General features: G+C 34.1%; 9 protein-coding genes and 2 pseudogenes. All 11 read right to left on the bottom strand.

Going from position 1 to position 13,806, the window contains the following annotated elements; all coding sequences use genetic code 11:
- Positions 1-69: 69 nt before the first annotated feature.
- A pseudogene (locus ACTJFD_RS07560) lies at positions 70-1,336 on the bottom strand (extracellular solute-binding protein).
- A gap of 97 nt (positions 1,337-1,433) precedes the next feature.
- Positions 1,434-3,185, bottom strand: a complete 1,752-nt coding sequence (locus ACTJFD_RS07565) for a glycoside hydrolase family 13 protein (RefSeq protein WP_442260732.1) — start codon at positions 3,183-3,185, stop codon at positions 1,434-1,436.
- A gap of 25 nt (positions 3,186-3,210) precedes the next feature.
- On the bottom strand, positions 3,211-4,878 hold the full coding sequence (locus ACTJFD_RS07570; protein WP_442260733.1) for a glycoside hydrolase family 13 protein: 1,668 nt from the start codon (positions 4,876-4,878) through the stop codon (positions 3,211-3,213).
- Positions 4,879-5,052: 174 nt separating this feature from the next.
- On the bottom strand, positions 5,053-6,021 hold the full coding sequence (locus tag ACTJFD_RS07575; RefSeq protein ID WP_442260734.1) for a LacI family DNA-binding transcriptional regulator: 969 nt from the start codon (positions 6,019-6,021) through the stop codon (positions 5,053-5,055).
- 117 nt (positions 6,022-6,138) lie between these two features.
- A complete protein-coding gene (locus ACTJFD_RS07580) occupies positions 6,139-7,221 on the bottom strand; it encodes a hypothetical protein (protein WP_442260735.1) in 1,083 nt (360 codons plus the stop codon).
- 69 nt (positions 7,222-7,290) lie between these two features.
- Positions 7,291-7,941 (bottom strand): YfbR-like 5'-deoxynucleotidase, encoded by a 651-nt coding sequence (locus ACTJFD_RS07585; RefSeq protein ID WP_442260736.1) that lies wholly within the window; start codon positions 7,939-7,941, stop codon positions 7,291-7,293.
- Between the two features lie 111 nt (positions 7,942-8,052).
- On the bottom strand, positions 8,053-8,946 hold the full coding sequence (gene rbsK, locus ACTJFD_RS07590; protein WP_442260737.1) for a ribokinase: 894 nt from the start codon (positions 8,944-8,946) through the stop codon (positions 8,053-8,055).
- Between the two features lie 151 nt (positions 8,947-9,097).
- On the bottom strand, positions 9,098-9,487 hold the full coding sequence (locus tag ACTJFD_RS07595) for an alpha-L-rhamnosidase C-terminal domain-containing protein (protein ID WP_442260814.1): 390 nt from the start codon (positions 9,485-9,487) through the stop codon (positions 9,098-9,100).
- Positions 9,473-11,832: pseudogene (locus ACTJFD_RS07600) on the bottom strand (family 78 glycoside hydrolase catalytic domain); the annotation flags it as partial. The gene ACTJFD_RS07595 and the pseudogene ACTJFD_RS07600, both read right to left, overlap by 15 nt.
- Before the next feature lie 49 nt (positions 11,833-11,881).
- Positions 11,882-13,072 carry a Na+/H+ antiporter NhaC family protein gene (locus ACTJFD_RS07605; protein WP_442260738.1) on the bottom strand — a complete coding sequence of 397 codons (1,191 nt, stop codon included), beginning with the start codon at positions 13,070-13,072 and terminating at the stop codon, positions 11,882-11,884.
- Positions 13,073-13,211: 139 nt separating this feature from the next.
- A complete protein-coding gene (locus tag ACTJFD_RS07610; protein ID WP_442260739.1) occupies positions 13,212-13,739 on the bottom strand; it encodes a hypothetical protein in 528 nt (175 codons plus the stop codon).
- Positions 13,740-13,806: the final 67 nt, after the last annotated feature.

A 13,806-nucleotide genomic window follows, 5' to 3' on the forward strand; every position in this document is an offset into this window, starting at 1 on the left:
ACTTTTCTCCTATCTTTTAAAAAAAACAGCAGAGAGTTTATTTAAAATCTCCGCTGTTTAAAATACTTTTTATTCTCCGTATTTTTGGGCAATATTTTCATCAATAATTTTAACAGCATTATCTGCGGCTTCTTTAGGAGTTTGTTTTCCTGAGGCAGCATCAAACATTAGATTTTCACCACCAGCCCAAACTTCAGCCATTTCTGGAATATTTGGCATTGGATCGGCACTTTCATATTGCTCGATAACGGCTTTTGTTAATTCATCCTCACTCTTAGCAGCAAATTCTTTGGCTTTACCATTTGCAGGCACTTCATTGGTTACTTCATATAATTTCTTTTGATTTGCTTCATTTGTTAAGTAATCTACTAATTTTTGAGCAACTTCTTTATTTTTAGCATAGTTACTAATAACCCAAGCTTTACCTCCACCGAAGGCTTCATATTTTCCACCATTCACAAGAGTTGGTATTTTAGAAGTTCCAAAGTTTACGCCAGCATCTTTGTAGCTAGCAGCAGCCCAAGGTCCATTAATAATTGCAGCTGTTTTTCCGCCATTGAATTGAGTGTCAATAAAGTCTTGTGAACTTTTAACATCCATCATTCCTTTTGGCCAAACATTTTTAAACCATTCTGTTGCGTAAGTAATCCCTTCAATCGAACCTTTATTATTTAAGCCGACATCTTTAGGATCAGTCCCATCTTTACCAAAAACATAACCGCCGTAACCAGCTAATAATCCATAAGTACTATAAAAAATCAGTCCATTTTGCTAAGAAACCAACATTTTTCCCTTTTTCTTCTGGAAAAGCATATTTTTCGTCTTTCGCAATTTCTTCTAATTCTTGGAAAGTTGTAGGCGCTTTATCAATTAAATCTTTATTATAATATAAAATTAAGGTTTCGATAATCGCAGGTGCTCCGTAGTATTTACCATCTACAGTTACTTGACGTTTATCCCGATCATTATAAATTGAATCGTCGCTTAATTTGACTTCAGATAAATGACCTTGTTGGCCTAAGGGTCCTAATCGGTCGTACGCTGACATCATAACGTCAGGTGCTTTGCCAGCGGGACCATCTAATGAAAGCGCCTCTAATTGTTCGAACATATCTTTTTCAACTAGTTTAACTTTCACTTTATTTTCTTTCTCGAAGTCCCCTTTAATTTCTTCAAGGTATTTAATATACCCTTTGTCAACTGAAACGGTTAATGTATTATCATCTTCTTTTTTGTCAGCTTTCTTTTTATCACTATTTCCACAAGCAACTAAAGTCAAAGCTAACCCAGCGGTTAATAAACCTAGACCAAATCTTTTCAAATTCTTTTTCATGATGATTAAACCTCCTAAGTAATTGTTGTTTACACTCTTAGATTAGAGTGTTACACCTTTCAATGCAACCGTTTTTATAATGTTACCGATAACAGCTTAACTATTTGATAATTAGAAAACCATTTTTACTGATTATCGCTTTATTTCCCTCAACAGCAACATTTTGAGTCAGTAGTAGCGTTCCATTAATGATGACTTCCTGTTCAGTATCGTCACTATTAAAATAAGCCGTCACTTTTGAGTCTTGCTCATTTCTTGAAAACACAAGAAAACGAGTATCGTTGTTTAATTCATTGAAAATTAATTGGCCATAAGACAGTACCTTTTGTTCTTCTTTTCTTAGTTGAATTAATTTTTTCATAAAACTTAAAAAGTCTAAATCTTGTTTTTCAGGATCCCAGACCATACATTTTCGACAATCAGGATCATTTCCGCCATCCATTCCAATCTCTGTTCCATAATAAATACAAGGAGATCCTTGTTGTAGGAAAGTAAATGCCAATGTCATTTTGGCTAAGTCTTTATCTCCGTTACATAATGTCAGTAACCGAGCCGTGTCGTGTGAATCAAGACAGTTGAACATGACTTGGTTTGTTTGCTCGCGGTAAAGCATCAATTGTTCAAATAGCCCACTAGCTAACTTAGTTGCTGAAATTTCTTTTTTAACAAAATAATTAACAATCGTTTCAGTATAGGCATAGTTCATTACAGCATGGAATTCATCTCCTTGTAACCAACTTTGAGAAGAATGCCAAATTTCACCTAAGATATAAAAATCAGCTTTAATTGCCGTAGTTGCTTTGTAAAATTTCTTCCAAAAATGGTGATCGACTTCATTAGCAACGTCTAATCGCCAAGCATCAATATTAAATTCTTTAATCCAATAGGTCGCAATCTCTAATAAATAATCAATAACTTCAGGATTTGCTGTGTTTAATTTCGGCATACGAGGGGTAAAGGCAAACGTATCAAAGTTTAAATCACGCCGACTGTCCTCATCTCCTTCTTGAACTGGAAAGTCATGAATTTGAAACCAATTTTTATACTTTGAATGCTCACCATGTTCTAGAACATCTTGCCATTGGGGTGAATGATTTCCAAAATGGTTGAAAACAGCGTCTAACATGATTTTAAAGCCTCGTTTGTGAGCTTCATCAACTAATTCTTTAAATTTAGCTTTGTCGCCAAAATCAGGATCAATTTCAAAATAATCAATTGTGTCGTATTTATGATTAGATGTGGCTTTAAAAATGGGACAAAAATAAAGACCATTAATGCCAAGTTCTTCTAAATAATCTAAATGATCAATCACCCCTTGTAAATCACCACCAAAAAAATCCGTTGTCGCTGGGTTTTTACTCCCCCATTTCAGGGTCCCAGCAGGATCATTACTCGCATCTCCGTTATCAAACCGTTCTGGAAAAATTTGATACCAGACAGTTTCTTTCACCCATTCAGGCGCTTTGAAACGATCGATTTCTTGAAAGTAAGGCATTCTAAAATAATTTTCAGCTTTCTCTTTGACTGTATCCGTTAGTTTAAAAATACCTCGATCACCATAAAAAAGTTGTTCTCTATCCCATCCTGTTAAAGCAAAGGCATATTGAACCCGACGGTATTTTGCCCCTAATTCGATTAACCAATAATCGTAATCTTCAGTTTGAGCGATTTTTTTCATTGCTTGTGTTTCTTCATACCACTTATCTTCATTAATTAAATAAGGATCACCTGAAATAATCTCAACACTTTTAACATCATCTTTTTTGGTTCTAAGACGAACGTGTAGTTTATCTGCTTTATACAGATAGGCGTATTCACTATCTGGTCGGTGTAAAAATGCTGCTCTCTCCATAATTAAAAATCCCCTTTATTTGTCATTATTTATTTTTTAAAAGATAAAAATCATAGGGTGCTAAGTTAGTCTTGGGTAACTGGTCGTTAGTCCCCCGTTCAATGGTCCAATCTGAATAATTAGCAAGCCACTCAGGTACTGAACTTGTTCGTTCACTTAGATTACATAAAATAAGAGCTCTTTCTTGTCCAAGTCTTCTTTCATAAGCAATTTGGAACTCACTCGTTTCTAAAAAAGTCACCTGTCCTTCTTCAAAAAGTGGCGTTGCTTTTAACTCTAATAAAAAGCGATAATGGGCCAATGTCGATGTTTGATCTTCATTTTCAAATTCAATATTAACAGTCTTTTCTTCGTTAACGCCTAGCCAGGGCTGTTTACTAGAAAAGCCAGCATTGATCGTACCATCCCACTGCATTGCTCCTCGACTAGCCTCTTTATTGACATTTGTAATTCGATTAAGTGCCTCTATCCGATCAAATCCATTTTCTAAAAGATGAATATAGTGTCCCATTGCTTTAGGTTCACTAAAAAGATTGATATTGGTAATCTCTAAATTTTTCATTCCTATTTCTTCACCATAGTAAATCACTGGAATTCCACGAAGTAGATACATTGCTGTTGCTAAAGAGAGACTACTTTTAAGCCGATACTCAGCTGTATTACCAAATCGAGAGACGACTCTTGGCATGTCATGGTTGTTCCAATAAAGAGTTGGCATTACAGTATCAGCTAACTCCTCTTGCCAAGCCTTAATCTTCTTTTTAAAATTAGGAATATCAAGTGTCCGATGAGCGATTTCTTTTGGTACTAAGCCATTTTTCTCTACTATTTTTTCGGTAAAATGATCAAAAGAGATAACCGTATTACACAGCGTCTCTCCAATATACTCTTTGGCCAGTTTAGGAGTGGCCGAAGCGGCTTCACCAATAATAAAGATATCGGGCTTTACAGCTCTCAGCTTTCCGATGAATTCAGATAGGTAAGGAACTACACTTGGCAAATTAGCATAATATTCTTCTGCAATGGCAATGTCACCAAGAGGGATATTCTCAACCTGTAATGAAAAATCAGCTTTTGCCATATGAATAAATGCATCTAAACGAAAGCCATCAATCCCTTTATCCAACCAAAAAAGTGCAATATCTAGCATAGCACGCCGAACTTCTCGATTTTTCCAATTTAAATCGGGCATTTCTTTAGCAAATAAATGAAAATAATAGTCATTACTTAATTCATCTTTTTCCCAAACAGAGCCTCCAAAAAAAGAAGCCCAATTATTTGGAACGTTTTCATTCTCAGCTGGTTTTTGCCATAGATAATAGTCACGATAAATATTATCTGGTCCCTTTAACGCTTCTTTAAACCATGGGTGTTGATTAGAAGTATGATTCAATACTAAATCAAATAAAATTTTTATATCTCGTTGATGCGCTTCATCAATCAACTTTTCAACATCCTCAAGGGAGCCAAAAATCGGATCAATCGCATAATAATTAGAAACATCGTAACCGTTATCAATTTGAGGTGAAATAAAAATCGGATTTAACCAAAGCGTATTCACTCCGATTGATTTGATATAATCCAAAGATTCAATAATCCCAGCAATATCTCCAATCCCATCATGATTTGTATCTTTAAAACTTTTTGGATAGATTTGGTAAACAACTGCATTCTGCCACCAAGATTTCGACAAAGTTATTTCCTCCTTTATAAACTTACTTCATCCATAGTTTAGGGAAAGTTAACTTAATAAACAACACTAAAATGAGTGTTAACGCTAACAAAATGAGAGAAGGAATCCTCTTTCATTAAAAGGTATTTAAATGAAAGATTAAGTAAAATAAAAGACTGACTTTGAGTCAGTCTTTTATTTTTTACTATTTTCTTTTCGTACAGTGCTCGAACGAATGATTAATTCTGGCTCAAATAATTGATTACCTTGTGGCGCCCCTTGTTGTTTTATTTTATTTAACAACATTTTTGCACAGGCTGCGCCCATCTCTATAACATGTTGTTTAACTGTAGTTAAGCGTGGGTAGGCAATTTGGTCAAGAAAAACCCCATCAAAACCGATGACACCAAACTCTTCAGGAATTTGTCCTTCCATTTCAAGAATTCCACGTTGAATGCCAATCGCTAATCGATCACTACTACAAACGAAAGCTGTTTTCTTCTTAAATTGATGAAATTCATTTACTATAAACTGGTACGAATATCGCGAACGATTTTTAAATCGATAAATTTCAGGAACACGTTGATATTTTTGCATGGTATTGATGTAACCGGCCTCTCTCGAATATTCAAAAGGCTCTTTTACATCCATTCCAATAAAAACGATTTGATCAAATTGATTATCAATTGCATGCTGTGTTGATAGTTTAGTTCCATTAGCATTATTCGTATCAACAAAGTCATAACCATACCGGTTTTCTCCAAATAAAACAAAAGGTTTTTCTAAACCATCAATCCATTCATAATCATCATCTCGCATGCCAGTAATGATGTATCCATCACTTTGTCCGACATCAAAGCTATTTTCCGTTACCAATTGAAGTGAGTACTGATGTTTATCTAACTCTTTCGAAATCCCCATCAATAAATTCATATAATAAGGTTCTGTTGTATCAATTTCTTCTAAAATAAAAAACTTGATAACTTGGGTGCGATTGTTGGCTAATGCTTTAGCAGCGACATTTGGTTTATAATTAAGTTCTTTCATCGCTTTAAAGACTAACTCTTTTAATTCATCTGTTACTTTTTCAGGATGGTTTATGACACGAGAAACGGTCATTTTTGATACGTTTGCTTTTTTAGCAACATCAGATAAAGTTGGCATGATGTCCCTCCGATAAGAATTTCATTCAATAGATTTATTATACTATTTTATGATTAGAAAGATAGTACTAGCGAGAATATGTTTTTCCTTGCTTTTAAAAGTCATTCTTTTTCCTGCTTAATTAATCATCTCATTAACGATTTCATTTCGGAACCATTCAATTTTTTCACAGATTAATTTTTGTTCCACGAGGCCATTTTCTTTTCCTAACAGTGATTCGGCTAAATCAAGTTGCTCTAAAGCAGTGACTTGATCTTTATCTTGGCGCCAAACCAAAACAGCTTTAATTAAAATATTTTCAGCTTTACTTTCTTTTATATATCTTTGAAAGGTTTGCTCATTTTTTAGATTCGCTACCTCTTTTTCATTTTTATCTAAATATCCCCAAACATAATAAGCCTGTTTTTTTAATTCTAATTGATAAGGTAAGATTAAAAAGGAGAGGTCTTCCCATTTTCGAGAAATAATTTCATCCGCTCTATCCCAATCGTTCTGCTCTAAAAACAAGCCTAATGACAAGAAGTCAAGATAATCATCTAAATAAGTTTTTTTGTTTTTTGAAGGAGCCTGTTTAAATTTAAAATAGTCTTCTGGTAACTCTTGATAAGTTTCTCCTCTATTCATTCGTTGAACAACATCTAATTGTATCCAAAGTTTATAAGCATTCTCTGGATTTTTTAAAGCCAATTGAAGTGTTTTTCCATCGTTAAACCCCATTGGTATTAGATTGATAAAACAAAAAAGGGAGCCTAATAAAAAGAAAGACCAACTAAAAGGAGAGGTTGGAAATAAAATTAAAGCGAAAAAAGATAGAAGTATATTTGCTACTCCCCCACCTAACAAGTAAAGTTTAAAATGAAACTTTTCACGCAAAGGAGGGACCATAATACACTGACCGAGTGTACCAGGAACCTTTTCTTTTTTTAATATCCATTTAGTCTCTTGACTACGCACGAATATTAATGAAAAAACTCTGAAACTTAACAAGTCATACCCAGAAATTTTTCCGAAAAAAGCGTGTCCTGCTTCGTGAATAAATAAATGTAGGATGAATGACACCCCACCAAACAGAATAAACCATAGTAAATCTTCCATCGTCAAAGAAGTAACTCTTCCTGATTTTCCTAAAAGATAGCCAATTATAGCGCTCACTAAGATAAGTAATAAAAAATAACTTAGAGAACGTAGTTTTTCTTTCATCTGATTCATCCTTTCAAAAAAGTCTGTCTTTATCATAACAAAAAGAGTTAGATAAAAACAGACTAGACTTTAGATATTCAAAGATGTTTCTGCATTAATAATAGTATTTACCTGTTGAATAAACTTGTTTTTACCATAAAAATCACGATTAACAAGTTCAGGATAGATGGTTTCAAAAAAATAACGAACAGAAGCCAAATGTTCAAAGGAACTAATTGTTTTAACAGCCTCAAAAAACATCTCTTTATAAACTGGTTCAGGATTATTTTTGACAATTTCTTCAAATGACTCATAAAGTAGATCAACTTTATCAGCCACAGCCAAAATTTGACCTTCTAAGGTTTCGTCTTTTCCTTCACATAATCGGCGCTCATAGATTTCTTGAAATTCAAGGGGAATTTCTTGAGAGATAAATTCAGCAGTCATTTTTTCTTCAACAATTTGTAACATGCCACGTAATTCTTTATTTGCATATTTAACAGGAGTTTTAATATCGCCAATAAACCGCTCAGTGTAATCATGATTTAAAGCTTTTTCATAGAGTCTTTTCCAATCAATCTTTAAACCTGCTTGTTCCTCAATGTCAGCTAAGACTTGAGAAATCGAAGCCACACGATACGAATGGGCTGCAACAGTGTGTTCCGTAAATTTAAAAAAGCCAGGAGCACGTGTAATCATTTCTAAATTACTAAGACCTAAAATAAATTCATTTAATCCCATTATTATTCCTCCTAATTTTTCTAATCATCATACCATACTGTCAACAAACTGCAAGAAAATAATTTAAAATAATCACAAATAGGATTCAGGTCCTTCTTTTTATAAAGTAGACTAAGAATTTATTTTAGCTAATACGTCGGCCATCAAAGGTATCCCTTGTTGTGCTCCTGCTTTTTGTATGCTTAGACCAGCTGCTTTATTTGCTAACTGGATGCTTTCAAAAAGTGAATACTCTTGCATAATACAACTTGCAAAATACCCATTAAAAGTATCCCCGGCTCCTGTTGTATCAATAATTTTATCCACAGTGACTTTATCGGCAGGAACATAAACGACCTGCTTTCCATCGTGATAAACCGCTCCTTTACTTCCTAGTGTTACAATTAACCGATTTGGATATTTTTTGAGAACGTCATCTAATTCTTCATTAGGAAACATCACAGCAAATTCAGTTTCATTGGGTGTTAGATAAGCTACTTTTTCCAATAATTCATTAGATAGTAAAATCGCTGGAGCAGGATTAAACAAAACAGGAATCTTCCATTCATCACATTGATTAATCACATATTCAATTGTTTCAAAAGGTATTTCATTTTGCATTACAATTAAATCCATTGTTTGTAATTCTTTTAAATAAGGTAAAAGTAACTCTTTGGTGAGGCAATAGTTGCTTCCAGGAACAATAACAATTCGATTATCTCCATCTTTTACTTGAATATGAGCAGAACCACTTGAAACCCCTTCAACAACAGCCATCATTCCCACTTGAACATCATTAGATTCTAAATTATTAACGATAGCTTGACCATATGAATCGTCTCCTACCGCACCTAGCATAAAAGTCTTAGCTCCGGCACGGCTGGAAGCCACAGCTTGATTGGCCCCCTTTCCTCCTAAAAAAGTGTTAAAGCTAGAGCCAATTACTGTCTCTCCTTCAACTGGAATGATGTCCGTTGTGACTACAAAATCAGTTGACATACTACCAACAATTGCTATTTTTGTCATTTTATCCACCTCTATTTTCTATTATAACTACTATTATAAAACGAATCCTCGTTATTTTCTAATTTATTTAAAAAAGTTCATAAAAAATAAATTTGCTAACTAGACAAATCTATTATCTTATGAACTTAATCGATAAAATTGAGTAAAAATATTATTTTATATTATAAATAAAAGTATAATTACCCGACAGAATATCTGCTTCGTAGTCTTGATTGACACTTTCAAATAAAACATCGTCTGCCTCTAAAATTTTAATACAATTAACTAAAGTAACTGTAGCCGAAGTGTTTACTGGAATGCTCACGTTAAGTTTCACGGTTTGTTTGTCAATATACTCCCAAAAAACAGAAATTGTTCCTCGGATACTTTCATAAGAGCCTCCAGCATATTCTAAATGATTATTTACTAAAGGTTTGATCTTTATTTTTTTATAACCTGGATTCTGTTCATTTGTTTCGATACCCAGTATTTTTTCATATACCCATTCTCCAATCGCACCATAAGCATAATGATTAAATGAGTTCATATCAGGGCTCCACATTGTCCCATCTTCTCTAATACCATCCCAATGTTCCCAAATGGTTGTTGCTCCTTGTTTGATTTGATAAAACCAAGATGGAAAATCTTCTTTTAATAATAAGTCATAAGCTGCATCAACATAGCCATTTTCACTAAGAGCATGACAAAAGTAAGGTGTGCCTACAAAACCAGTGACTAAGTGCCCATCATGTTCCGCTAATAATTCGATTAATCCTTCGGCAACGCCAGCTTTCCACTCCATTGGAATTAAATCAAAATACAATGAGATTATGTGAGCTGTTTGTGTTTCGATTTTTAAAATCCCGTCGCTAGTGAAGAACTCCTGTTGATATTTTTTAATAATATTTTTGTATAGATTTGTGTATTCTTGTGCTAGTTCATCTTTCCCTAAAATTGAGCATATTTTTGAAAATAGGTTTGTTGAATAGGCAAAATAAGCAGTGCACGTTAAATCATTAGGTGTCGCACCAAAATAACTACCTTCTTCAGCATCAAGAGCTACCCAGTCTCCAAATTGAAGTTTATAGTTCCAAATATAGTCAACAGAATTTTTTTCATGAAGTCAATCCATTTTTTCATACTGTCAAATTGTTGAAGTAGTATTTCCTTGTCGTCAAAATTTAAATATAAGACCCAAGGGGCAATGACGGCCACATCTGCCCAAGCTGCTGCAGAGTGAGTCCCTTGGCTTAACAACCAATCATCAGCAGCTTTGGGATGTCCTGTGATGATATCTGGAACGACATGAGGAACACCTCCCTCAGGTAACTGATCCGCCTTAACATCTTGAAGCCATTTGCTGAAAAAACCATAACTGTTGGTGATGAAGTTTGCTGTTTGACAAAAAATTTGAGCATCTCCAGTCCAGCCCATTCGCTCATTTCGTTGGGGACAGTCTGTCGGTACATCAACAAAATTACCTTTTAAACTCCATTGAATGTTATGATGAAGTTGATTTAACAAAGGATGACTACTTTCGAACGCTCCAGTAAATTCTAATTTTGAATGAATAACTTCTGCTTTAAAATCAGCAGTATTCAGGTTACCAGGATATTCTGTGATTCTAACATATCGAAAACCTTGAAAAGTAAATGAAGGATGATAAATTTCCTCTCCTGTTCCTTTACAAATATAAGTTATTTTTTGTTTTGCCGTTCTTAAATTATCCAAATAAACATTTCCATCTTGATCTAACACTTCAAAACACTCAAGAACAACCCTACTGCCCGCCGGCGCATCGACTTTAAATTCCACCCATCCGGTTAAAATTTGCCCGAAATCTAAAACACGTTCTTTTTTAGGGGTCTCTAATAATTGCTTAACCTCTAAAACGTCATTGACACCCACACGATTCGCTGGTTGTGAAACAAGAATATTTTTAGATACGGGGCTCTTTTTCGCTTGTTTCCACTCACTGTAATCGTTGAGAGTTCCCTGATTTAACCATTCCTCTCTTTCAAGTCGTGCATCATAAGTTTCACCATCGTAAATTTCAGAAAACGTAATTGGACCATCATGCCCGATAAAATCTTCAGATGTTCCCCAGACTAAGCTCGTTCCATCAGTAAAACGGATAAGTAATTGACCTAAGAATGTCGTTTGCTCGCCGTAATTATTTCTTTGATCTAAAAAGCCCATCTTTCCTTTGTACCAGCCTGCACCAATCGAAGCACCTAAGATATTCTCACCATTGGTCAGCAAGTCTGTCACTTCATATGTTTGGTATAGTAAACGTTTATTATATGATGTCCATCCTGGAGCGAGCTCATCGTCCCCTATTTTAATCCCATTTAAATACGCTTTATATAAACCTTGAGCTGTAAAAAAAGCATAGGCTTCTGTAACCTCTTTTTCAATTTTAAAAGAACCTCTTAAAAGTGTATTTTTTGAATTATCCTTATCTTCACTTGTTTCAATTGAGATAAAATCACTTTTCCATTCTGGAAGAGTCAGAACTCCAGTAACAAAAGAGGCCGATTTACTCCAGGGACTTTCCTCATTTAAATTTGAGATGACTTTAATGCGTACAAAATATCGTTTTCCACTGACTAATTTTAAATCAGCATCTGTGAGAGAAATACCAGAGTTACATTCAGAAGTGATCCAAGAACTAGAATAAATTATTGTTTCAAAGTCATCTGAATTCGATAGTTGGATCCAATATTTTTTTTGTTTAATTCCTCTTTGATCAGATTTGAGTGACCAAGAAATTCGTGGGTGCGTTTCAATTCCCATTAATTCTTCTTCATGATTTAACTTAATTTTATCAATTTTTATCATTTGTTTTCTCCTTAGTTTTAGTGCAATATTTATAAATAAAAAAATAGTGCAGCGTCTAAAAATCATAGTTATTTCAAATGATTTAGACGCTACCTATTTAATTAAGACAATGGTTCTAAAGTGCGATAACGACACCTAGAATAATTGAAATTGCGACACCGCCGACACACCAGAAAAGTGTTTTTCTTAAATAATCGATCACATCAGTTCTAGTAAAATCAGCAATCCAAATTGTATAAGATTGAGTTGGATCAGAAATGCCTTGTAAAACGCCAATGGCTTGCATTCCGATGAATACCATGACTGGGTTCATACCTCCAGGGATCATCAAGGCACCAATACCTGCACCCAGTCCATAAAGAGCTAATGGTCCACGATAGATAGCAAGCGGTGATAACAATGTGAAGAAGGCAATATAGCCTAGCGGACTAGTAGGAATAATCATATTTAAAATTGGTGATATCACGCCTGATACTTCTGGTGTTGCTACAGAAGATAAAAGCATACCAATACCAATAAATAATGCAATTGGACTTGCCACATCTTGAATACCTTCAATTAAACCTGAAGACAATACTTGCATTGGGCGTTTGGGTCTGATAATGATTAGTGCTACGAGAATTGAAATAATAATAGCTGGAATAATATCCATTTTGAAAATATAAACTAGTAATACAGGAACAAGTGGTGAAAGGAATGAAATCATAGGCACTCGATTATTCTTTTTACCTTGAGTTTCCTCACTTGACATTGACCATGTTTTACGTTTTCCTGTATCTTTTTTAATTGAAAATACAATTAAGATTAAACAAATAATTAAAAATGAAATAAACGGCATCCAGATATTTCCACGGATAATATCCATACTAACACCTAACGTTTGTTCCATGACGATCCAACCAGTAACATTCATCATTGAGCCCATTGTTCCACCCAGTAAAAGGATTAAGCCAGCATTAAAAGCTGAAACCCCTGTTGAAATCATGATTGGAATGACAATGTTACCTACTAAGATATACATACCAAGACCACTACCACCCGTGAAGATAATCCCAGTAACGATAAAGAAGACGATAGCATTCAGTAATGGCTTTCCACTACCAAGTTCAGCTGCTTTTTTAACAATGCCTTTGGTGATGCCCAAACGATTTAGAATTTGAGCAAACCAAGCTCCAAATATTAACCCCGCGGTTGCATCAGCCATCCTCGATGCACCCTGTTGGACAATTGATTTGAAAATAGTAATGTCTTCAGCATTATTAGACATAAAAGGGACTCCAGCAATAAGAGCAAAAACAACCGCCATTATTGGTAACGCTAAAATTGTGGGGATTTTTTTGAAACGAGTAAACCAACAAAACCTAAAAAGATAACTAACATTAAAATACCTTTGATCATGGTTAAAGAATCCACATTAAATTCCTCCTGTTTTCTATTTCTTTTTTTTATTTATTTTGATGATACAAATAATGGAGATCATAGTAATTAGGTAAAACTTTTAAACGACAAAATTGTTTAGCAAACGAATGAGCCGCAATTTCAGAACATTCAATAACATCAACCTTTCGAGCAAAGTTTAAAAGAACAGGTAACTTTATTTTTCCTAATCTTTCAGAAACAGTTACTCCTGATTTGAATTCTAAAAAGTGAAAAAACTCATGAGCTAAATGCAATTCTAGTGCTTGTTTTTCACTTAATTCTAAACTTTTAGGTAATCGATGTCGGTGATCTAAATAAATCGAATGAATAGATTCATCGTAAATCGTGATGTTACAACTTTCTTTTTTAAAATTAATATCACCACGTAAGACAAAGTTCTCGTATTGCTTTTTAGTTTTTTTAACTTCATAGCAGATTTTATGTTCATCGAGTAATTGGTAAATGTTTTTATGGCTTAAAAGATACTTTTGAGCTTCTTCTTTTCCAATTCGTAAAGATTCATTGATAAAATAACTTATTTGTTCTTTTGACATTCTTTCATAAATCGGGCTTTTTTAGATCTCTCTTTGAGCTAAATCAAAAGAAGATAAAGGAATATTT

This window comes from Vagococcus sp. (assembly GCF_052102835.1).
In the GTDB taxonomy this organism is placed as follows: Bacteria; Bacillota; Bacilli; order Lactobacillales; family Vagococcaceae; genus Vagococcus.